This window comes from Pseudomonas sp. BO3-4 (genome assembly GCF_034044115.1).
Classification (GTDB): domain Bacteria; phylum Pseudomonadota; class Gammaproteobacteria; order Pseudomonadales; family Pseudomonadaceae; genus Aquipseudomonas; species Aquipseudomonas alloputida.
In genome coordinates, this window is the sequence record NZ_CP139018.1 from 4,026,234 (window position 1) to 4,048,433 (window position 22,200).

Sequence of the window (22,200 nt, forward strand, 5' to 3'; positions counted from 1 at the left end):
TCTTGAAAGCCATCACGATTTGTTGCCTGGTCGTCCTGGGTGCCTTGCGCTGCCTCCACCCGCCCAACATGAGCAGTTTTCATGCAAATGGGCGACATGCCTAAAAACCGCGCAGCTTTGTTATGATTCGGCACCTTCTGATATTCGCCCGACCAGGTAGTTCCTATGTCCGACCGCAGCGCTCGTCTCCAAGCACTCCAGAACGCACTCAAAGAGCGCATCCTGATCCTCGACGGCGGCATGGGTACTATGATCCAAAGCTACCGTCTGGAGGAACACGACTATCGTGGCACGCGTTTTGCCGATTGGCCAAGCGATGTGAAGGGTAACAACGACTTGTTGCTGCTCAGCCGCCCGGACGTGATCGCCGCCATCGAGAAGGCCTATCTGGATGCCGGTGCCGATATTCTCGAAACCAACACCTTCAACGCCACGCAGATTTCCCAGGCCGACTACGGCATGGAGTCGCTGGTTTACGAGCTGAACGTCGAAGGCGCGCGCATCGCTCGCCAGGTTGCCGATGCCAAGACCCTGGAAACGCCGGACAAGCCGCGCTTCGTTGCCGGCGTGCTCGGCCCTACCAGCCGAACCTGTTCGATTTCCCCGGACGTCAACGACCCTGGGTTCCGCAACGTCACCTTCGACGAGTTGGTAGAAAACTACATCGAGGCCACCCGCGGCCTGATCGAAGGCGGCGCCGACCTGATCCTGATCGAAACCATCTTCGACACCCTCAACGCCAAGGCGGCGATCTTCGCCGTGCAGCAAGTGTTCGAGGACGACAACGTCGAACTGCCGATCATGATCTCCGGCACCATCACCGACGCCTCCGGCCGTACCCTGTCGGGGCAGACCACCGAAGCGTTCTGGAACTCGGTGCGCCACGCCAAGCCGATTTCCGTGGGCCTGAACTGCGCCCTCGGCGCCAAGGACCTGCGCCCGTATCTGGAAGAGCTGGCCACCAAGGCCGACACCCACGTGTCCGCCCACCCCAACGCAGGCCTGCCGAACGCCTTCGGTGAGTACGACGAAACCCCAGCCGAGATGGCCGCGGTGGTCGAAGAATTCGCCGCCAGCGGTTTCCTCAACATCATCGGCGGTTGCTGCGGCACCACCCCAGGCCATATCCAGGCCATTGCCGAAGCCGTGGCCAAGTACAAGCCGCGCGAGATCCCGGAAATCGCCAAGGCCTGCCGCCTGTCGGGCCTGGAGCCGTTCACCATCGACCGTCAGTCGCTGTTCGTCAACGTCGGTGAGCGCACCAATATCACCGGTTCCGCCAAATTCGCCCGGCTGATCCGCGAAGAGAACTATACCGAAGCCTTGGAAGTCGCCCTGCAGCAAGTCGAGGCCGGCGCTCAGGTAATCGACATCAACATGGACGAAGGGATGCTCGACTCCCAGGCGGCCATGGTCCGGTTCCTCAACCTGATCGCGGGTGAGCCGGACATCTCGCGTGTACCGATCATGATCGACTCGTCCAAGTGGGAAGTGATCGAAGCCGGCCTCAAGTGCATCCAGGGCAAGGGCATCGTCAACTCCATTTCCATGAAGGAAGGCGTCGAGCAGTTCAAGCACCACGCCCGCCTGTGCAAGCGCTATGGCGCTGCCGTGGTGGTCATGGCTTTCGACGAAGTCGGCCAGGCCGACACTGCCGCGCGCAAGAAGGAAATCTGCCAGCGCAGCTATGACATCCTGGTCAACGAAGTGGGCTTCCCGCCAGAAGACATCATCTTCGACCCGAACATCTTCGCCGTCGCCACCGGTATCGAAGAGCACAACAACTACGCCGTCGACTTCATCGAGGCCTGTGCCTATATCCGCGACCACCTGCCCCACGCCCTGAGCTCGGGTGGCGTGTCCAACGTGTCGTTCTCGTTCCGAGGCAACAACCCGGTGCGTGAGGCGATCCACTCGGTGTTCCTGTATCACGCCATCCAGAACGGCCTGACTATGGGTATCGTCAACGCCGGCCAGCTGGAGATCTACGACGAGATCCCGGCCCAGCTGCGTGAAAAGGTCGAGGACGTGGTGCTCAACCGCACCCCGCATGGCACCGATGCACTGCTGGCCATCGCCGACGACTACAAGGGTGGCGGCGCAACCAAGGAAGTGGAAAACGAAGAGTGGCGCTCGCTGCCGGTGGAAAAACGCCTGGAGCACGCGCTGGTCAAGGGCATCACCGCGTTCATCGTCGAAGACACCGAAGAATGCCGCCAGCAGTGCGCGCGCCCCATCGAAGTGATCGAAGGCCCGCTGATGAACGGCATGAACGTGGTCGGCGACCTGTTCGGCGCGGGCAAGATGTTCCTGCCGCAGGTGGTCAAGTCGGCCCGCGTCATGAAACAGGCCGTTGCTCACCTGATCCCCTTCATCGAAGCCGAAAAAGGCGACAAGCCGGAAGCCAAGGGCAAGATCCTGATGGCCACGGTGAAAGGCGACGTGCACGACATCGGGAAGAACATTGTCGGCGTGGTGCTGGGCTGTAACGGATACGACATCGTCGACCTTGGCGTGATGGTGCCGGCGGAGAAGATCCTGCAAACGGCCCGCGAGCAGAAGTGCGACATCATCGGCCTGTCCGGCCTGATTACCCCGTCGCTGGACGAAATGGTCCACGTTGCCCGCGAAATGCAGCGCCAGGGCTTCGAACTGCCGCTGATGATCGGTGGCGCTACCACCTCCAAGGCGCACACGGCGGTCAAGATCGAGCCCAAGTACAGCAACGACGCAGTCATCTACGTCACCGACGCTTCGCGCGCGGTCGGCGTGGCCACCCAGTTGCTGTCCAAAGAACTCAAGCCGGGCTTCGTCGAGAAGACCCGCCTGGAATACGTGGACGTGCGCGAGCGCACCGCCAACCGCAGCGCCCGCACCGAGCGCCTCAGCTACGCCCAGGCGATCGCTGCCAAGCCGCAGTACGACTGGGCCAGCTACCAGCCAGCGGTGCCCTCCTTCACCGGCGTCAAGGTGCTGGAAGACATCGATTTGCGCACCCTGGCCGAGTACATCGACTGGACCCCGTTCTTCATCTCCTGGGACTTGGCCGGCAAGTTCCCGCGCATCCTCACCGACGAGGTGGTTGGCGAGGCTGCTACGGCGCTGTACAAGGATGCCCGCGAGATGCTCGACAAGCTGATCGACGAGAAGCTGATCAGCGCCCGCGCGGTATTCGGCTTCTGGCCGGCCAACCAGGTGGCCGATGACGACATCGAAGTCTACGGCGAAGACGGCCAGGCACTGGCCACCCTGCACCATCTGCGCCAGCAGACCATCAAGCCGGACGGCAAGCCCAACTGGTCGCTGGCCGACTTCGTCGCACCGAAAGACAGCGGCGTGACCGACTACGTAGGTGGTTTTATCACCACCGCCGGCATCGGTGCCGAGGAAGTGGCCAAGGCTTACCAGGACAAGGGCGACGACTACAGCTCGATCATGGTCAAGGCCCTGGCCGACCGCCTGGCCGAAGCCTGTGCCGAATGGCTGCACGAGCAGGTGCGTAAAGAGCACTGGGGTTATGCCCGCGACGAGCACCTGGACAACGAGGCGCTGATCAAGGAACAGTACAGCGGCATCCGCCCTGCGCCGGGCTACCCGGCCTGCCCCGACCACACCGAAAAGGAAACCCTGTTCCGCCTGCTCGATGGCACCGCCATCGGTGAGACCGGGCCAAGCGGGGTGTACCTCACCGAGCACTTCGCGATGTTCCCGGCGGCGGCGGTCAGCGGCTGGTACTTCGCCCACCCGCAGGCGAAGTATTTTGCCGTAGGCAAGGTCGACAAGGACCAGATCGAACGTTACAGCGCACGCAAAGGCCAGGATATCAGCGTAAGCGAGCGCTGGCTGGCGCCTAACCTGGGGTATGACAGCTAAACGACTGCGCTGGCTTCTTCGCGGGCTCGCCCACACAGGTATGAAACAGGCCTCAAGGGCCGTGATTGACCTGTAGGAGCGGGTTTACCCGCGAAGAGGCCGGCACAGGCAACCTCACAACCATTGCCTACACTGTCTTTGATTGCCTCTGATTTCCCCAGGAGCCACCATGGACGATTCCAGCCAGGGCAAACCCCCGACCTTCTGGCAGATGCTGCACAGCATCCTCGCCGCCGCCTTCGGCGTGCAAAGCGGCAAAAACCGCGCACGCGACTTCACCCACGGCAAGGCCAGCCATTTCATTGCGCTGGGGGCGCTGTTCACCCTGGTGTTCATTGCGGCATTGATCGGCCTGGTGCAATTGGCCCTGCACTTGACCCGCTAACCTGTGCCGACCTCTTCGCGGGTGAACCCGCGCCTACGACGGTACTGCGCCATTCTCAAGGCAGATGTTCACCGCAAAGAGACGGGCACAGGCAATACTAAAGCGCCTGCGAGATTCCCTCCCACAGGCGCCCTGCTACATCACGGTCTTGAGTTTCAAGTCACTGGTGGCTGACCCAATACACGGCAGTGACCACCACCAGAACGATCAAGCAGAGGATCGCCCAGGCATCGACGCTGCTGTCAGCTTTGCGGACCTTGGTTGAGTTTCCCATTGCATTGCCTCTTGTAGTGGTTATGGGAATGCACTTCACCACCAGCAGTTAAGACGAGCAATGCCCTTCCCTCAAGCAGGGTCATTCAATATTCGACCGGTGACGCCAGAAACGGGTAACGGTACCCGGGCGGGCGCCCTTCAGCACTGTAACGCCGAAAATCGACGCCGTAGTCGTCCCTTTCCAACAGCTTCAGCCAACGCCTGGCCTTGGCCTGATCGATTTCCTGCAATACCGGAACACGGCGCTCGCGCAGGCCGTCGCGGTTCAACGCCAGCCCGTGGGCGTCATCGTGCAGCATCACCATGGCCCAACCGCCAAGGGTGAAATGCCCACCCATCAGCACGCTCAAGCGCCCATCGATACGTGCGCGCAAGGCTTCGGGCGAGCTGTTGACGGCCGCGAACAGCACGTCACGACCCGCCGTGTACCCGGCCTCCTCGAACGCCTGCATGGCACCAAAGGCCATCTGGTCATTGGCCGACCACACCAGCCGGGTGGCCGGGTAACGCTCAAGCAACTGCTTCGCTTGCTCGTAGGCGCGCTGGCGGTTCCAGCCGCCGTATACCACTTGCCGCAAGCGCACCAGAGGGAAATCGGCCAAGGCGCGGCGCATGCCCTCAACGCGCAACTGCGAGGCCGGGGTGGTCTTGACCCCGGCAAAAGCCACCAGATCCACCGGCCCTGCGTCGCGAGGCAGTTGTGCGAGCAACAGGTGCAACATCTGGAAGCCTGCCTGCTCGTCGTTGCTAATCAAGGTACCCAGTGGCTCGGCGTACTTGTCGGGCTGGCCCTCGATACTGAAGCGCTGGCTGGCGGTCAGGCCATTGTTGACCAGCAGCAGCTTCACCCCGGTGCCACGCGACAGCCGCAGGATTTCCGGTGCCACGTACTGCTCGTTGACCAGCACCAGGTAATCCGGCCGCTGCGGCGCGCTCAGGATCGCCCTGGCCTGGGTCAGTGCCAGGTCGGCTCGGCGCTCGCTGTATTGCACCTGCAGGGTCATGCCCAGCTCGTCCGCGGCGGCCTGCATGAAGCGGGTATAGCTGGTCCAGAATGTCTCGGTGGACAGCCCCGGGTTGAGGAACACCACCGAAGCCGGTTGCGCATTTGCCACCAGTGGCAAGGCAAGGCACAAGCTTTGGCACAGGGCCTTGAGCATGGGGTCACATCTCTGCGAAGCAAACACCGGATTATAAACGCCTGGCGATGCTCAGCGCACAAATGGCAGTCAATCTCACATAGTCCATTTGGTTCTTTTCATATGCAAAAACATCACTTTAGCGCATAACCGCAACCTGCTATCGTTCCCCGGCTCCGTACCGGAGTGCGCGGCCGTGCGCGCGAATAGCTGCATGCCTGAGACAGGACTTTTATGTACGTATACGACGAGTACGATCAGCGGATCATCGAGGACCGCGTCAAGCAGTTCCGTGATCAGACCCGCCGCTACCTGGCCGGTGAGCTGAGCGAAGAAGAATTCCGCCCTCTGCGCCTGCAGAACGGCCTATACATCCAACGTTTCGCGCCGATGCTGCGTGTCGCGGTGCCGTACGGCCAGCTGAACGCCAACCAGGTCCGCACCCTGGCCAAGATCGCTCGCGACTATGACAAGGGCTATGCCCACATTTCCACCCGCCAGAACGTGCAGTTCAACTGGCCGGCGCTGGAAGACATCCCCGACATCCTCGCCGAGCTGGCCACCGTGCAGATGCACGCGATCCAGACCAGCGGCAACTGCCTGCGCAACACCACCACCGACCAGTTCGCCGGTGTGGCCGCAGACGAGATCGTCGACCCGCGCCCGTGGTGTGAAATCGTCCGTCAGTGGACCACCTTCCACCCGGAATTCGCCTACCTGCCACGCAAGTTCAAGATCGCCATCAACGGTTCGCAGGAAGACCGCGCCGCCATCGAAGTGCACGACATTGGCCTGGAGCCCGTGCGCAACGCTGCCGGCGAACTGGGCTTCCGTGTGCTGGTCGGTGGCGGCCTGGGCCGTACCCCGGTGGTGGGCTCGTTCATCAACGAGTTCCTGCCATGGCAGGACCTGATCAGCTACCTCGACGCCATCCTGCGCGTGTACAACCGTTACGGCCGCCGTGACAACAAGTACAAGGCGCGGATCAAGATTCTGGTCAAGGCCCTTACCCCGGAAGTGTTCGCCGAAAAGGTCGAGGCCGAAATGGTCCACCTGCGTGGCGGCACCACCACCCTGACCGAAGCCGAAGTGCAACGCGTATCGCGCCACTTCGTCGACCCCGAGTACCTCGCACTCGACAACGTCGACTACACCGCCCTGGACGCCGAGCACCCAGGGTTCGCCCGCTGGCGCTCGCGCAACACCCGCGCCCACAAGCGCCCGGGCTACGTGGCTGTTACCCTGTCACTCAAGCCTACCGGTGTTGCCCCGGGCGACGTGACCGACAAGCAGCTGGACGCCGTGGCCGACCTGGCCGAACGCTACAGCTTCGGCTTCCTGCGCACCTCGCACGAGCAGAACATCATCCTCGCCGACGTCGAGCAGCGCCAGTTGCACGCGCTGTGGCTTGAACTGCGCGAAGGCGGCTTCGCTACCCCGAACATCGGCCTGCTGACCGACATCATCTGCTGCCCGGGTGGCGACTACTGCTCGCTGGCAAACGCCAAGTCGATCCCGATTGCCGAGTCCATCCAGCGCCGCTTCGACGACCTGGACTACCTGTTCGACATCGGCGAAATCGACCTGAACATCTCCGGCTGCATGAACGCCTGCGGCCACCACCACGTGGGCCACATCGGCATCCTCGGCGTGGACAAGAAGGGTGAGGAGTTCTACCAGGTGTCGCTGGGCGGCAACGCCGCACGCGGCGCAAGCCTGGGCAAGATCCTTGGCCCGTCCTTCGCGCAGGATGACATGGCCGATGTGATCGAGAAGCTGATCGCCGTGTACGTCGAGCAACGTACCGAGGAAGAGCGTTTCATCGACACCTACCAGCGTATCGGCATCGACCCCTTCAAGGAACGCGTCTATGCAGCGAATCATTAAGAACAACCAGATCGTCGACGAAACCTGGCACCTGCTGCCCAAGGAAACCTCGTTTGACGAGCTGACCAACTGCGACGACTACATCGTGCCGCTGCAAATGTGGCGCGACCATGCCCATGTGCTCAAGGCTCGCGATGGCGGCTTGGGTGTATGGCTGGACAGCGACCAGGAAGCGGAGGAAATCGGTGAAGATGTGCACCACTTCCAGGTCATCGCCCTGAACTTCCCGGCATTCACCGACGGCCGCAGCTACTCCAATGCGCGCCTGCTGCGTGACCGCTACAAGTTCAAAGGCGAACTGCGCGCCATCGGCGATGTGCTGCGCGACCAGCTGTTCTTCATGGCCCGCTGCGGCTTCGACGCCTTCGCCATCCGTGCCGACAAGGACCCGGAAGACGCGCTGCAAAGCCTGAAGGACTTCTCGGTGACCTACCAGGCCGCCACCGACGAACCGCTGCCGCTGTTCCGCCGCCGCTGATCGTCCCGCCCCAGCGAACAGCCCGCCTCTCGGCGGGCTGTTTCGTTCACAGGCCGTGGCGTTGAATTGCCTCTCGGCTCAATTCAAGCAAAAGCTGCCGTTTCGCGACCTCACGCGCTGCGCAGATATGCTCGACCTGGGCAAAATAGTCGCCATCGCTCAGCGTTTTCGATTGTTCGAGCAACGCATCCAAGCGCTGCTGAAAAGGCTCGTCCAAGCGGCTGAAGCGCGCCGCCTGCTGCTCGTGCAGATAGTCCTGCCAGAAGGATCGATCTGCCAGCGCCTGCGCCAAGGCTTGTGGCGTTTCCTGCCGCAGCACCTCGCTGCGCGCGGCGTCCAGGTCTTCGCGGCCAACCCCGCTGAAACTCTCATACGAAAGATGGCTGGGCTGCACGGGAAGGTCGAGGCTATCCGCCAGCCTGACGCGATAGGTCAGGTAAACCTCAACGGGATCGTTCGAAAAGTAATCCGCAATATGCCGCGCGGCAATTGCGTTGACTTTGTCCAGGCGGAACAACGAGCGCCCCAGCCTGACCAGCGCCCGCTCCTTCTGCAACCCGGTACCGGCTGTACCGGCCTTGGCGACCAGCGCGCCAACCTCCAGCTCGCTGAGCGTCAGCAGCAACTCGTCGCTGCAACTGCGCGGCCGGGCAACTTGCTCGAACAGGCTCGCGCGTACTTCAGCGTGCTGTTCGCAGGCTTCGAGGATATGCCACACCCGCGCCTGAAGGTCGCGCGGTTGTGCGTCGTATTCACGCAGGGCGCGTAAATCAGAGAAAAAGCGAAACAGATCCTGCGCTCCGGCTTCCTGGCTCAAGCGGTTCCAGCTCGCCAATCGCACCTCGCGCTGGGATGGCGTGAACCCTGAAAACCAAGGGGCTGCAGCGTTCGGGATCGAAGTGGCATGAGCTGCACGTCGACGCTCAGCAGCCCCGGCCGACGCCCTGGCCAACTGCAAGCGCTGCAAGGTTTCGTCCGAGAGTGGATTGTCGTGCAGCTCCAGGCCCCGCCACAAGCGAAGCGGCACTAGGGACAACGCTTCAGGCAGCGTCTGGATCTGGTTGTCACGCATGTCCAGCAACTCCAGATTACCGTGCCTGGCCAGATCAGCGGGCAGTTCGCCCAGCCCGGTGTTGCGCAAGGACAGCCGGCGCAGCAGGGGGAAAGACGCCAAGGGTGGCAGCAAACCGACCGGGTTGCCGTTGAGCTCCAGGCGGCGCAGTTCCACAAGCTGGCTCAAACGCAGGTTATCCTCGCTGGAAAGCACGATCTGGTTGCCGCCAAGGCGCAGGTTTTTCAATTCGGTCAGTTGCTCGATACCTGCAGGAAGGCGTGTCAGCCGGTTGTTCCGCAAGTCCAGGTTGCGCACCTTGCTGAAGCGACCAAGAAAGCCCGCATCAAGGCTCGTCAGCTGCATATCGCGCAGGGTCAGGTGCGTGATGTGGTCAAAACTCACATTTTCAGGCAAAGCCGGCAGGTCACCCACCCGCTCACCCACGAAGGTCAGGTGGTAGTCACCCGCCACCTCTCCAGGGGTAAAGCGCTGCCAGCTTGCCGTAATGCGCCTGGCAACCTTGATACGACGCAGGCGGCGAACAATGTTCAGCCCTGCGTCATTTCGCCAGGCTTGCAATGCCTGCTTGAGGCTGACCTTGGCCTGTAACAGTTGGCTGACATGGTCCCACGGGTCCACCCCCCGCTGCGCCAGGTCTTGCAGGTAGACCTCCAGCTGCTCACTGCTCATCACCGGGAACACGTGGTTCAACGTGCGCCGCAGTGCCTGTCGGGTGCCTGTCAGCTGGCCACTGAGCGGGTAGCCCAAACGCCCATCGAACAACCGCACAGGAGGGCGAATCCCCTGCCCCACACGGGCCAGCCCAATCATTCGGGCCGCCGCTTCACGGTCAGCGAGCGCCTCACGCCCAAGCCGCTCACCCAGTGCGTCATCCGTCATCTGGCTAATACCAAGCAACTGTCGCTGGCGGCTGTCCAGTTGCCGTCTCAACGTCTGCAGCAACCCACCCCTGCCCGCGGCAGGCAGCTCAACGTTGACCCCAGCCGACCAGGGGGCGATGGCATCGAGCAGGCCCAGCGCGAGCTTGCCGGTATCGTCATTTTCTGCCGCGGCCTGGCGCAACCCTGCGCAGGCACGGTCTATCCGACTGTCGCGTATTGCCCAGCGTGCACGTTCCGCCAAGGCCAAGGGCACCCGGCCTGCGCCCGTCAGGCTCTCCATCTCGACACTGCTGGCCCCCTCGACGATTTCCCGTGCGCAGCGGTGGGAAAGGCCTGGGAAGTCTCGCATCAAGACCCGGTCTGCTGCTTGCGGGCTGATCTGTCGCTCGTTGAAGACCTCCTCGAAAGCCTCACCTCGCAACGCCGGGAAATCACGGTGCAATTGCTGGCGCTCGATGGCATCGAGCAGGCGTGCCGGCGGGGGCGCATTTTCCAGTAACAAACGGCGCAGGCTGTCAGCCTCGAAACCCGTGGCCTGCAACGCCACAGACACCGCCTCATCGGGCACCTGCGCCGTACGACTGGCAAGGCGGCGCACCATGTAGGCGGCGTCATGCCAGCGCTGCGGTTGTTCGAACTCATGCACCCATCCCCCGGCACCATTGTACTCAAGTGCCGGTACGTAGGCCTGTGGCCTTGATGGATGATGAATACGCCATGCGCCATCGTCCCCTTCACTCACCTCATAGACAGCATCGTGCAGGCGCCTCAGCGAACGGCCAGTTTCATTCACGGCCTGTCCTACCATCAGATCGACGCCCTCACGCTGATAGCCCGACAAGGACGGGTCACACAGCCGCAACTGGCCATCGCCCAGGCTTACCGGCACCAAGGCATCCACCTGCGCCACTCGCTGGGCCAGCTTGCCAAGTGCCGTCGCCCCGGCCGTCGTCACCGCCGTCATCACAACCGTGTCGGCCACGTTGAACAAGTGGCCCAATGCGGCGTCGCGATCACCCAACTGCCAATCCTGGTAGCTTTCGTACACCTCACCTGCCAGCTGCACCACCGTAAGCCCCAGCAGGGCCTGCCCCAACACAGGCACAAACAGCGCTGCCAGGCCTGCTACGCTCAACCCCAAATCCAGATAGCCCTGCAAACGTGCGCGACGGTCGGCGACATCCTCATCCTCTGTCGATACCGCCAATACCCGTGCGTCATCCAGCATTTTGTCGATCCGGGCTTGGCGCAGCGCGACAAACACGTCGCCCTCGATCGCAAAACAGCGGCCATCTAGCTCAAGCGGGAGAACGGTATTACCGTGGCTGAGCAGCGCGTTCAGCGCCGCGCAGAAGGCGACGCGATCACGCTCTGCGACGAAGCGCTGGAAGTAGCGCCGATACGCTTCATTACGCAAACGTATGCCAAGGGTCATGTACAGCAGCTCCCAGCTGGTGTGCCAACTCACCGGGGCATACGGGTCCTCAGGGAACCACGCGATAACACCAAGCAGGCGGGCGTTCTGACGCACTTCGATCACCAGTGCGCCAATGACCTCCTTGCCCAACAGCCGCAGGGTGTGACACTTCAATACGGTGTTGTCGGCTGGCAGGAAAGACCCTGTGCCCACCACCTGGTTGATCCACTGACAGGTCTGCTCATCGATTTCACCCTTGATCCTTGCGGCGATTGCAGCAAGCGCCAGGTTGGCCCTCAACGCCTCCTCCAGGGTGCTCTCGACGGCCACCCCCTCGCCTTCAAGCTTCGATTGCAAATGGCTTTGATAACGCCTGCCAATATCAATGTCTCTGCAAAGGCGGACAAAGGCTTGCGCACTTAGCGGCAGCAGGTGCCCGCTGGCAGTGACCAACTGCGACCCGGCCGCGAACCAGCCAGGCTGCATTTCCTTTTCGTGAAAGTTATGCAGTGCCGCCGAGAGAAGCGTCTGGGTGCTGACGAGGCGTGTTGACGTGCTAGGTAAAGCAGGCGATATCGACGGTTTTGGCTGGAGGGTCACCAACCTGAGCTGAGCCTGGCGCAGGTCTACCTGCTTGATTGAACGAGCCTCGGGCGCACGTTTGAGCAACGACTCGGCGAACTCATCCAAGGGGGTTATAGCCCCTAACCAGGCGTCGACGTGGTCCTGCGCCCGCTGTTGGCGCAAAGCAGCGGCGCGCAGGCCTGTCAGCTCTTGGGCAGATGCGCGCTTGAGCCAGCCTGGCAACTGACGGGCAATCAGCGCATCGATGGAATCGGCGGGTATTACTGAAGGGGTCATGGGCAGCCTCAACGCTTGATAAAAAGCGCTAGCTGAACAAGGTTCCAATCCCCTCGGGCCCTATTTATGTAGTGAATGCACAGCTTGAAAATGTATTTGTGACTACAGGTCAAATGACTTTGGCGCCATGGCGGCTTATTCGCTGCCGTTCAAACCTGCACACTGGGCACCACATGATCCTCCCCCCTATTCAGGAGCAACCCCATGAGCGTTCCTTCCTTCGGCCTCGGCACCTTCCGCCTCTCCGGCCAAACCGTCATCGACTCGGTCAAGTCTGCCCTGGCAGTCGGCTACCGCGTCATCGATACCGCCCAGATCTACAAGAACGAAGCCGAAGTGGGCCAGGCCATCGCCGAAAGCGGCGTGCCGCGCAGCGAGCTGTTCATCACCACCAAGATCTGGGTCGACAACTACGCCGCCGACAAGCTGATCCCCAGCCTGCGTGACAGCTTGCAGAAGCTGCGCACCGACTACGTCGACCTGCTGCTGATCCACTGGCCAGCGCCGGGCAATGGCGTAGAACTGCCCGAGTACATGAAGGCCCTGGCCGACGCCAAGCAGCAAGGCCTGGCTCGCCAGATCGGCATTTCCAACTTCAACATCGAGCTGACCAGGCAAGCCATTGCCGTGGTCGGCAAAGGGGAAATCGCCACCAACCAGATCGAGCTAAGCCCCTACCTGCAGAACAGCAAGTTGACCGCATTCCTCAAGGAACAAGGGATCACCGTGACCTCGTACATGACCCTGGCCTACGGCAAAGTGCTGAAAGACCCGGTGCTGGCCCAGATCGCCGCCAAGCACAAGGCTACCGTCGCCCAGGTTGCCCTGGCCTGGGCCTTGCAATTGGGCTATGCCGTGATCCCGTCGTCGACCAAGCGTGAAAACCTGGCCAGCAACCTGCTTGCCCGTGGCCTGACGCTGGACAGCGACGACATGGCACGCATCGCCAAGCTGGAGCGCAATGGCCGCGAGGTCAGCCCTGACGGCCTGGCGCCAACCTGGGACTGACACTGATGACTGCTCAAACAATGAGACCCGGCCGCGTGCTCTTCGCGTTGGCCATTGGCGCCTTTGGCATCGGCACTACCGAGTTCACCCCGATGGGGCTACTGCCAGTCATCGCCCAGGGCGTGGAGGTGAGCATCCCCAGCGCCGGTATGCTGATCACCGCCTATGCCATTGGCGTGATGGTCGGCGCGCCGATCATGACCTTGCTGTTCAGCCGCTTTGGGAAGCGCGCTGCGCTGATGGCGCTGATGGCCATCTTCACCCTTGGTAACCTGCTGTCGTCACTGTCGCCGGACTACTACACCCTGCTCGCTTCGCGACTGGTCACCAGCCTCAACCATGGTGCGTTCTTCGGCCTGGGAGCCGTGGTGGCAGCCAGCGTGGTGCCCAAGGAGAAACAGGCCAGCGCCGTGGCCACCATGTTCATGGGCCTGACCATCGCCAACATCGGCGGCGTGCCGGCCGCCACCTGGATTGGCCAGCAGATCGGCTGGCGCATGGCATTTGCCGGTACCGCCGTACTTGGCCTGCTGGCCATGGCCGCGCTGTGGTACGCCCTGCCCAAGGGTGAACGCGGCAGCGTGCCGCATGTGCGCCAGGAACTGGCGGTCATTGCCCGCCCCAGCGTGCTGCTGGCAATGGCCACCACCGTGCTCGGTGCCGGTGCCATGTTCACCTTGTACACCTACGTGGCGCCGGTGCTGGCCGAACTGACCGGTGCCTCGGACGGCTTCGTAACCTTGGGACTGGTACTGATCGGGGTTGGCTTCACCCTTGGCAACAGCCTGGGTGGCCGCCTGGCCGACTGGTCACTGGATGGCGCGGCGAAAATCTTCCTCGCCGTGCTGGCGCTGATCATGCTGGCGATGCCCCTGGTACTGGGTAGCCACCTTGGCGCAGCCATCGCCCTGCTGGTCTGGGGCATGTTCACCTTCGCCGTGGTACCACCGCTGCAAATGCGTGTAATGACTGCCGCCATCGAGGCACCAGGCCTGGCGTCGTCGATCAACGTGGGTGCGTTCAACCTGGGTAACGCCGTGGGCGCGGCGCTGGGTGGTGCGGTTATCAGCCTGAACCTGGGCTACGCCGCCGTGCCGATGGCCGGAGGTGTGCTGGCAGCTGCGGGGCTGTTGCTGGTATGGCTGGGCGGGCGCCACAAGGTCGCCGGCAAGACCGCAGCCGATATGGCCTGAAGGCAATCATCTGCAGGAGCGCCTCCGTTCTCCTGTCAGGCTGTGGGCACGGATGCCCGAAACGCGACATTGGCTGCCTGTTCGGCGTGAGACAGGCAACCTCGGCACTGGATAACCTGCTGCGGCAACGCCTTGCTCCCTTGCCATAGAAGAACATTGCCCATGACAACTTCCGCCGCCTCCGTAGCCGCCGCCACGCCTGCCGACCAGCCTCAGGGCTTTGTCGTGCGCATCGTCGGTGCTGCTGCATTCGCCCACCTGCTCAACGACCTGATTCAAGCCGTACTGCCGTCGATCTACCCTATGCTGAAAAGCGATTTCGCGCTGAGCTTTGCCCAGATCGGCTGGATCGCCTTGGTGTATCAGGTGACCGCTTCCCTGCTGCAACCTTGGGTCGGCATGTTCACCGACAAGCACCCACAACCCTACCTGCTGCCTGCCGGCATGGTGGTGACGCTGGTGGGCATCGCCCTGCTCGCCTTTGCCGGCAGCTATGAAATGCTGCTGGTGGCCGCCGCCGTGGTCGGCGTGGGTTCGGCCACCTTTCACCCAGAGGCCTCGCGGGTCGCCAGGATGGCTTCCGGCGGGCGCTTCGGGACCGCGCAATCAACCTTCCAGGTCGGCGGTAATACCGGCTCGGCCCTCGGCCCACTGCTCACCGCTGCCATCATCATTCCGCACGGCCAACCGGCCATTGCCTGGTTCATGCTGGCCGCTGCGCTGGCCGTTCTGGTGCTGCTGCGGGTGACGGGCTGGAGCGTGCGCCACGGCCAGGCCCGGCTCAAGAGCTTCGCGGGCCAACAGGCCCCCGGCCTGTCGCGGGGTGCCATGTGGCGCGCGGTGGTGGTGATCGCCGTGCTGATGTTCGCCAAGTTCGTCTACATCGCTTCGTTCACCAACTTCTTCACCTTCTACCTGATCGAGCATTTCGGCCTGAGTGTGCAGCACAGCCAGCTGTACCTGTTCGTGTTCCTCGCAGCCGTTGCGCTGGGCACCTTTGCCGGTGGCCCGGTGGGTGATCGCATCGGGCGCAAGGCCGTGATCTGGGTCTCGTTCCTCGGCGTGGCGCCCTTCGCCCTGGCCCTGCCCCATGCCAACCTCGCCTGGACAGCCGTACTGGCGGTGGCCATCGGCCTGGTGATGTCCTCGGCATTCGCTGCCCTGGTGGTGTATGCCCAGGAGGCGGTGCCAGGCCGGGTCGGCATGGTTTCGGGGGTGATGTTCGGGCTGATGTTCGGCATCAGCGGCGTGGGTGCAGCCGGCCTGGGCACACTGGCCGACCGGCATGGCATCGAATGGGTGTACCAAGCCATCGCGTTCCTGCCGCTGCTCGGGTTGGCCACCGCCTTGCTACCGGCCACCCGCTCGCGGGCCCGCCCTGGCCGTTGCTGCTAAAGTGGCGCTGCCAGGCTGCTTCGATACGAGGTCACGATGGTAAAGCCGCAGCGTGAATTGCTGGTGGAGGTCGATGAGTGGACCTGGGAAGTGGGTAGCCGTGCGACAGACTACCCAAGCGACTGGTTCATCGAGCCCCATAGCCATACCAAGCATCAACTGATCTATGCCATCAAAGGCCTGATGATCGTCGAGTCCGGAAACGAATGCTGGACAGTGCCACCCAGCCGCGGTGTGTGGATGCCTTGCGGCCAGGTGCACGCCATTCGCTGTGTCGGCGACGTGAAGATGCGCAGTGTGTTCGTGCGCATCGACGCGGCAACCGGCCTGCCCCTGCAGAGCAAGGCCATCAGCATCTCGCCCTTGCTCAGCGAACTGATCAAGGCCTCGGTGGGGTTCACCGCACCGTTTGCCGAGGACTCGCGCGAAGCCCGGGTCATGCGCCTGATCCTCGACGAAATCTGCGTACTGCCGACCTTGCCGCTGAAGCTGTCGCAACCCAGCGACCAGCGCCTGCGGGTGATCTGCACGGCATTGCATGAACGGCCCGACGATAACGCCACCGTTGCCGACTGGGGCGTGCAACTGGGGGTGGACGAAAAGACCATCCAGCGGTTGTTCCGCAAGGAAACCGGCATGACCTTCGGCCAGTGGCGTCAGCAGGCGCGGCTGATGCAGGCACTGGAGCGAATTGCCCTGGGCGAGCGAATCATCGATGTGGCGGGGGCCTTGGGCTATGACAGCCCAAGTGCCTTCGCCAGCATGTTCAAACGCCAGTTCGGTACCACGCCCAGCCAGTTCTTCAGATAACCTGAAGTCCACGCATTTGCCGGCACTGGCCCGCCGCATACGGGCTGTCCGCTGACGGCTCGCCCTGCCTGTTCTTGCACAGCATCCCCGCCAAGCCGTATACAGTACCCCTACAACAATGCCCGCAAAGGAGCCCGGCACATGACCGTGACGCTGTCCCCCCTGCAGATCGACTGCGATTTCGACTCCGGCAACATACAGGTACTGGATGCCAGCAACCCGGCCCAGGTACACCTGGCCATTCGCCCGGACACCCACAGCGGCCACTACCAGTGGTTCCACTTCAAGGTCAGCGGGCTCACACCGGGGCAGGTCCATCGCTTCAGCCTGGACAACGCTTCTGGCTCCTCGTACAAGAACGCGTGGAGCGGCTACAACGCTGTGGCCAGCTACGACCAGCAGCGCTGGTTCCGCGTGCCCAGCCAGTTCGACGGTACGGCGCTATCGTTCGAGGTCAAGGCTGAACAGGACCAGATCTGGTTCGCCTATTTCGAGCCCTACCCGCGTGCCCGCCACAACCAGCTGATCGAACGGGCCCGCCAACTCCCGGGTGTCGAGTTGCTGGCCAGCGGCCGCAGTATCCAGGGCCGCGATATCCCGCTGCTGCGGGCAGGCGACGGTGCCGAAGGCAAGCGCAAGCTGTGGCTGATTGCCCAGCAGCACCCGGGCGAGCACATGGCCGAATGGTTCATGGAAGGCGTGATCGACCGCCTGCAGGCCAACGACGCAGTGGTCCAGCAATTGCTCGCCAAGGCCGACCTTTACCTGATCCCCAACATGAACCCCGACGGCGCCTTCCTCGGCCACCTGCGCACCAACTTCAAAGGCAAGGACCTCAACCGCGCCTGGCAGGACGCCAGCGTCGAATTCAGCCCGGAAGTGTTCTTTGCACAGGCGCAGATGAAGCAGTACGGTGTGGATGCCTTCATCGACGTGCACGGTGACGAAGAGATCCCGCACGTGTTCACGGCCGCATGCGAGGGCAACCCCGGTTACACCCCTCGGCTGGCCAAGCTCGAAGAGCAGTTCCGTACCACCTTGTGCAGCCTGACTCGCGACTTCCAGACGGTGCATGGCTATACCCGTGACGAGCCCGGACAGGCGAACACGACGCTGGCCTGCAACGCGGTGGGCATGGCCCATGACTGCCTGTCACTGACGCTGGAGATGCCGTTCAAGGACCATGACGACGCGCCCGATGCAGTTGCCGGGTGGTCGGGGGCGCGCTCGAAGGCACTGGCCGGCGCGGTGCTGGAGACCCTGGCAAGCATGGTAGGCGATTTGCGCTGAACCTCGTCTTGCGCAACCCCTGCAGGAGCAGCACGTCGCGACACGCGGCGGCTCCTTCGGGGGGTATTGACCGCCGTTCAGAACTGCACATCCAGTATCACACTGTCGGTATAGGTCGCAGCCGGCGGTGTCGCCTGATCGGTATAGACCTTGGCGTTGTAGTTGAACACCTGGCTACCCGTGCCGGTACCCACGCCGGGGTTGATGTCGGCATCCGTACTGGAACGCCTGGCAGCCCCGGACGCCCCCCAGCGCACGGTACCGGCACTTTTGAAAATGTCATAGGCCAGGTAGTTGTTGGCCGAAGACTTCATCCGCCGCCGCCCACCGGACACGTTCTGCCCGTCACCCAGCCCTACCGTGTAGCTGCTGCCCTTGGTGCATGACACGTTTATGCCCTGGCTCACCGTGCCGAACCCCGCCACCACCGGCGCACTGGCGAAGCTGATGTCGGGGGTGGTGATCTGGCAATCGTTGGTCACCGTCAGGCTCACGTTCAAGACCTGGCTACCCGAGCCGATGTCACGCCCTAGGCATATCCCCAACGCGCCAATACCCGAACAATAATCCCAGCTCCAGGCCACGGTCAGGGCCTCTTGATACAACCCGGCCGCGACATTGCTGCCAATCTGGGTACGCATGTAGATCGGCACCGCCTTGGGCGTGGTACCGCCGAGCAGCCCCAGCAAGTCGAGGATACCGTTGCGGGCGAAGTCGTAGGCCACACCCCGGGTAATCGGGTAGCGGGTGGTGTTGTCGGCATAGAGCGTATAGGGAATGACATCGCCTGTCGGGCCGACCAGCCCGCCCGAAGCGGGCGTGATCGTGGCGTAGAAATGATCACCGCTGCTGAGCAAGGTCAGCAGCGAACCGGTGCACTGCAACCCGGAGTTGAGGCTGGAAGCCGTCTGTACCGTGTTGCGAACCTGCGTCGAATTAAGGCTGCCAAACGCTGCCGGCAAGGTGGCCACCGACGAACAAAGCGCCCAGGCCGTACTGCTCGGCAACAGCAGCACGCTCGCCACCAGGCCCCGCCGCCAGGCATTCATCGGCACACCAACGGACCAATCAAAGGGACCGAGCCTTGCGCGTCAGGCAGGTCGAACGCCACTTCGCAATGCCCACCCCCTTCAAGCGCTACCTGAAGGTGGTTATTCGACGACAGGTTCTCCAGGTACACCAACCCGTCCCACCCCACCACCGCCTGGGTGCCACTCTCTGCGTGGGTGACACGGCTACCCAGTTTGAGCACCTGCTGGTTGCCATCCACCAATTCGACACTGGCCGCCATGACGCGCTTGAGGGGGAATTCCAGCAAGTAGCCACTGCCCCGTCGTACCGCCACGCGCTGCTCAACATCCGGCGCGAGGACATCCGGTGGCAGGTTCATGGGGTCGATCTCGTACTTGCCCCGGTAGTAACCACTGCTGTAAGGCACCAGCAAGTGCCCCTTGGCATCGGTACGGCCGATTTCCTGGTTTTCATAACGCACCGGCACATCGCCGTAACCTGCGGTGCTGACCACCACGAAGGCATCATCGATACGGTTGGCGGCGAACACGCCGGCATCCATCCACACCAGAGAACCACTGGCGTCGGCCCAGCGGGTCATCTCGCCGCTGCTGCCATACACACCGGCCTGCAATTGCACCGATTGCAGGCGCCAGGTGACGTCGGCCTGGCGATAGGCATCACGGTCGCTGCCTGCTGCATAGCCCAGGTTGTAACCGACGCCGACACCCGCTGGCACCGCGCGGCTGTAGTTGACCCGTTGCAGGGTCTCGCCTTCATTGCTGCGTTCCATGCTCAGCGCCAGGGTGCCGTGCAGGTCGAACGGGATCACCAGCTGCGCCTGCACCGCCCACTGGCTGTCACCCACTTCACGGTTGGCCGACAGGTACACACTGCTGCTGCCCCACAGCGGCTTGCTGTAGCTCAGGTTGATCAACCGGGTACGCGTTCCGTCACCGGCGCGCACGTCGAAGTAGCCAGCGCCAATGCTGCCGTACGCGTTCAGGTTGACACTGAGGGTAACCTGTTCGCTGCTTTTGCTCAGTTGCATGTCCGGGGAGCCCACCCGGCTCAGGTCGGCATAATCGCCATGGCGTTGCAGGCGCTGGTAACCGAAGCCGATGCGCTGGCTGTTGTACTGGTAGCCAAGGGCGACCTGGTGGCCTTTGTCGCCCTCGAACCGGCTTTGCGCCAAGGCAGCGTTGAGCACGCCGAAATTGCCCACGCGCATGTTGCCACCCAGCCCTCCGAGCATCAGCGACTCCGCCGTTTCGGCGTGGGTTTCCAGGGTGAACATGTCACTGAGCCCATAGCGCAGGCTGCCCGAGGCAATACCCGGCCCATAGCTGAAATCGCGTACGCCGTAATCCCGGCGCAGGCTGCCGGCGGCCACCGAGTAGTCCGACAGGCCCTTCTGCAGCAGGCTGCTGGTGACATAGAACGGCAAGGTGGTCGACACCTGCCGGCCAAGGGCATCCGTGGTGACCACCACCGCCTCCCCGGCCCCGTTGATGAACGGCACGTTGGTCAGGGTGTACGGGCCTGGCTGCAGTTCGGTGGTGCTGGACTTGAAACCGTTGATGAACAGGTCGAGCGACGTGGGGACCGCCGCTTCACCGGCGAACGCAGGCAACGGGTAAGTGACAAGATCCGGACGCACCGCGAAGTCGCGTGACAGCTGCACCCCGCCCACGCGCACCGAACTGCTCCAGGGCAACGCACCCGTCACGAAGTCACCGGCTTCGTAGGTCAGCAGGCGCTGCTCGTCGGTAAAGCGCCAGGTGGTGTCGTAACGCATGAAGCCACGGCGGGTATCGTCCGCCTGTGCGCCATTGAAAGACTGACGCCACTGCCCGGTGCTGGAAAAGGTACCCCAGCTGTCGAACAGGCGCAGCTCGTTCCAGGCGGCCAGGTAGGTGCCGCCTTCATCGGTGTCGTTGAGATACAGGTCGTAGTTGAACAAGGCGCCAAAACTGCTGCGCGCATCGCTGGCCGGGTAAAGGTTGCGATCACCCACTTGCTGGTCAGGCAACCAGGCCGGCGGCACCTGCAGCAGCAGGCGCTGGTTCTGACGGTCGTAATCGGTATGCAGCCCCGCGATGCTGTCCAGGGCCACCTCCCCCTGGGGGTTGCCCGGCAGCGAAACGCCGGCTGCACGCAATAGGTCGCTGTCCAGGTACAACCGCCCGGCCCGCTGCTGCACCGGTATCAGGTCAACCCTGGGCATCTGGTTCACCACCAGGTCGAGGTAAAGGGTGGCCTCGGCGATGGCGGACATCTCCGTGGGCGGTGGGGGCAAGTCGTCGGCCAGCACCAGCGCGGGGCTGACCATGGCCAGCCCTAGGCACCAGCGGCACGTCGTCGCCGGGAGCCATTTCACACACGGTTTCCAACCATTGCCGGGTCCTCCTTGGCCCCTGCACTTCATTCAGCCGTTGGCTCATTGGCCTTGGCGGATGGCGTCCGCCGAGTGTTGACCATTGACCCTGCCCTTCAGCACGCTAACGTTGCCGGATGCCACGGGAGCCGGCCAGCGCATGCTTGCCCCTGGCAGTACATAACCCAGCAGGCCTTCAGCCAGTGGCTTGCTCTGGGGGCCTTGCTGCACGACCACATCGGTCAGCCGCGCATGTACCGGGCCCGTGTTACGCAGTTCAATGTAGGGCTTGCCCTGCACCGTCACCGGGCGCCAACTGAGCTGCGGCTTGCCCACGCCCTCGGCATTGCGTTTGCCTTCAGGGTCGGCCTTGCCCCACAGCCCTTCGCCATAGACGAACAGCGGCACCGAATAGCGCATCTGCAATCGAATGGCCGCCGTCGCGCCGGGCTCGGCCTTGTCGACCGGGATGGCGGGCGGAATCTCGTCGATGATGATGCGGTAGGCCTGCTCCTGGCCGGCGGGTGAAGGGCCGGTACGGGTCAGGCGGATCAGCTGCTTCTGCCCGGGTGCAATGTTGGCGACCGGCGGGCTGCCGATAATCTCGCGCTGCGCCTGGAACTGCTCCTGGTAATCACCCTGGCGCCAGGCGAATACCCGCACCTGCAGGTTTGCCGGCGCAGTGCCACGGTTTTCCAGCCACAACGCACCTGCCTTCTGGTCGGCCTCCAGCACCGGGTCGATCGGCCAGATCAGCACCGAAGTGGCCGCCCAGGCCGGCAGGCTTGCCAGCGACAATAATCCAGTCAATCCACGCGTCCACTTCGCGCCTGCCCGCATGCAG

The 22,200-nt window shown here is 63.0% G+C and carries 14 protein-coding genes; 9 read left to right on the forward strand and 5 right to left on the reverse strand.

Features of this window, described 5'->3' with window-relative positions:
- The first annotated feature begins 165 nt into the window (after nt 1-165).
- Nucleotides 166-3,873: a methionine synthase gene (gene metH / locus REH59_RS18655; RefSeq protein WP_004573789.1), complete on the forward strand. Its 3,708-nt coding sequence runs from the start codon at nt 166-168 to the stop codon at nt 3,871-3,873.
- 169 nt (nt 3,874-4,042) lie between these two features.
- Nucleotides 4,043-4,258: a DUF2970 domain-containing protein gene (locus REH59_RS18660; RefSeq protein WP_014861812.1), complete on the forward strand. Its 216-nt coding sequence runs from the start codon at nt 4,043-4,045 to the stop codon at nt 4,256-4,258.
- Nucleotides 4,259-4,617: 359 nt separating this feature from the next.
- On the opposite strand, the gene REH59_RS18665 is transcribed toward REH59_RS18660, so the two are convergent.
- Nucleotides 4,618-5,694 carry an ABC transporter substrate-binding protein gene (locus REH59_RS18665; protein WP_014861813.1) on the reverse strand — a complete coding sequence of 359 codons (1,077 nt, stop codon included), beginning with the start codon at nt 5,692-5,694 and terminating at the stop codon, nt 4,618-4,620.
- Nucleotides 5,695-5,907: 213 nt separating this feature from the next.
- On the opposite strand from REH59_RS18665, the gene REH59_RS18670 reads away from it, so the two are divergent.
- Both REH59_RS18670 and REH59_RS18675 read left to right on the forward strand, forming a co-directional pair.
- Entirely contained in the window at nt 5,908-7,560 is a 1,653-nt protein-coding gene (locus tag REH59_RS18670; RefSeq protein WP_012052949.1) for a nitrite/sulfite reductase, read from the forward strand.
- Entirely contained in the window at nt 7,544-8,038 is a 495-nt protein-coding gene (locus tag REH59_RS18675; RefSeq protein ID WP_003250391.1) for a DUF934 domain-containing protein, read from the forward strand. Before REH59_RS18670 ends, REH59_RS18675 begins: the two co-directional genes overlap by 17 nt.
- 46 nt (nt 8,039-8,084) lie before the next feature.
- Here the strand turns inward: REH59_RS18675 and REH59_RS18680 are convergent, their stop codons facing one another.
- Complete coding sequence (locus tag REH59_RS18680) at nt 8,085-12,272, reverse strand: NEL-type E3 ubiquitin ligase domain-containing protein (protein ID WP_320450340.1); 4,188 nt, start codon at nt 12,270-12,272, stop codon at nt 8,085-8,087.
- 204 nt (nt 12,273-12,476) lie between these two features.
- On the opposite strand from REH59_RS18680, the gene dkgB reads away from it, so the two are divergent.
- The 5 genes from dkgB to REH59_RS18705 all read left to right on the forward strand — a co-directional run bounded on the left by dkgB (nt 12,477) and on the right by REH59_RS18705 (nt 17,968).
- Nucleotides 12,477-13,280 (forward strand): 2,5-didehydrogluconate reductase DkgB, encoded by an 804-nt coding sequence (dkgB, locus tag REH59_RS18685; RefSeq protein ID WP_012052951.1) that lies wholly within the window; start codon nt 12,477-12,479, stop codon nt 13,278-13,280.
- A 20-nt stretch (nt 13,281-13,300) separates the two neighbouring features.
- Nucleotides 13,301-14,473: an MFS transporter gene (locus tag REH59_RS18690; RefSeq protein ID WP_041168482.1), complete on the forward strand. Its 1,173-nt coding sequence runs from the start codon at nt 13,301-13,303 to the stop codon at nt 14,471-14,473.
- Nucleotides 14,474-14,635: 162 nt separating this feature from the next.
- On the forward strand, nt 14,636-15,868 hold the full coding sequence (locus tag REH59_RS18695) for an MFS transporter (protein ID WP_003250383.1): 1,233 nt from the start codon (nt 14,636-14,638) through the stop codon (nt 15,866-15,868).
- 36 nt (nt 15,869-15,904) lie between these two features.
- A complete protein-coding gene (locus REH59_RS18700) occupies nt 15,905-16,678 on the forward strand; it encodes an AraC family transcriptional regulator (protein ID WP_004575751.1) in 774 nt (257 codons plus the stop codon).
- Nucleotides 16,679-16,819: 141 nt separating this feature from the next.
- Nucleotides 16,820-17,968 carry a M14 family metallopeptidase gene (locus REH59_RS18705; protein WP_003250378.1) on the forward strand — a complete coding sequence of 383 codons (1,149 nt, stop codon included), beginning with the start codon at nt 16,820-16,822 and terminating at the stop codon, nt 17,966-17,968.
- 77 nt (nt 17,969-18,045) lie between these two features.
- Here the strand turns inward: REH59_RS18705 and REH59_RS18710 are convergent, their stop codons facing one another.
- From REH59_RS18710 to REH59_RS18720, 3 genes are all read right to left on the reverse strand, one after another.
- Nucleotides 18,046-19,017 carry a Csu type fimbrial protein gene (locus REH59_RS18710; RefSeq protein WP_003250377.1) on the reverse strand — a complete coding sequence of 324 codons (972 nt, stop codon included), beginning with the start codon at nt 19,015-19,017 and terminating at the stop codon, nt 18,046-18,048.
- Nucleotides 19,014-21,311 carry a fimbria/pilus outer membrane usher protein gene (locus tag REH59_RS18715; protein ID WP_014861817.1) on the reverse strand — a complete coding sequence of 766 codons (2,298 nt, stop codon included), beginning with the start codon at nt 21,309-21,311 and terminating at the stop codon, nt 19,014-19,016. The genes REH59_RS18710 and REH59_RS18715 overlap by 4 nt, the downstream gene beginning before the upstream one ends.
- A gap of 108 nt (nt 21,312-21,419) precedes the next feature.
- Nucleotides 21,420-22,196 (reverse strand): fimbrial biogenesis chaperone, encoded by a 777-nt coding sequence (locus REH59_RS18720; protein ID WP_014861818.1) that lies wholly within the window; start codon nt 22,194-22,196, stop codon nt 21,420-21,422.
- Nucleotides 22,197-22,200 lie beyond the last annotated feature (4 nt).

Coding starts and splice junctions, on each gene's coding strand:
- metH (WP_004573789.1), top strand. CDS start 166: ATGTCCGACCGCAGCGCTCGTCTCCAAGCACTCCAGAACGCACTCAAA.
- REH59_RS18660 (WP_014861812.1), top strand. CDS start 4,043: ATGGACGATTCCAGCCAGGGCAAACCCCCGACCTTCTGGCAGATGCTG.
- REH59_RS18665 (WP_014861813.1), bottom strand. CDS start 5,694: ATGCTCAAGGCCCTGTGCCAAAGCTTGTGCCTTGCCTTGCCACTGGTG.
- REH59_RS18670 (WP_012052949.1), top strand. CDS start 5,908: ATGTACGTATACGACGAGTACGATCAGCGGATCATCGAGGACCGCGTC.
- REH59_RS18675 (WP_003250391.1), top strand. CDS start 7,544: ATGCAGCGAATCATTAAGAACAACCAGATCGTCGACGAAACCTGGCAC.
- REH59_RS18680 (WP_320450340.1), bottom strand. CDS start 12,272: ATGACCCCTTCAGTAATACCCGCCGATTCCATCGATGCGCTGATTGCC.
- dkgB (WP_012052951.1), top strand. CDS start 12,477: ATGAGCGTTCCTTCCTTCGGCCTCGGCACCTTCCGCCTCTCCGGCCAA.
- REH59_RS18690 (WP_041168482.1), top strand. CDS start 13,301: ATGAGACCCGGCCGCGTGCTCTTCGCGTTGGCCATTGGCGCCTTTGGC.
- REH59_RS18695 (WP_003250383.1), top strand. CDS start 14,636: ATGACAACTTCCGCCGCCTCCGTAGCCGCCGCCACGCCTGCCGACCAG.
- REH59_RS18700 (WP_004575751.1), top strand. CDS start 15,905: ATGGTAAAGCCGCAGCGTGAATTGCTGGTGGAGGTCGATGAGTGGACC.
- REH59_RS18705 (WP_003250378.1), top strand. CDS start 16,820: ATGACCGTGACGCTGTCCCCCCTGCAGATCGACTGCGATTTCGACTCC.
- REH59_RS18710 (WP_003250377.1), bottom strand. CDS start 19,017: ATGAATGCCTGGCGGCGGGGCCTGGTGGCGAGCGTGCTGCTGTTGCCG.
- REH59_RS18715 (WP_014861817.1), bottom strand. CDS start 21,311: ATGGTCAGCCCCGCGCTGGTGCTGGCCGACGACTTGCCCCCACCGCCC.
- REH59_RS18720 (WP_014861818.1), bottom strand. CDS start 22,196: ATGCGGGCAGGCGCGAAGTGGACGCGTGGATTGACTGGATTATTGTCG.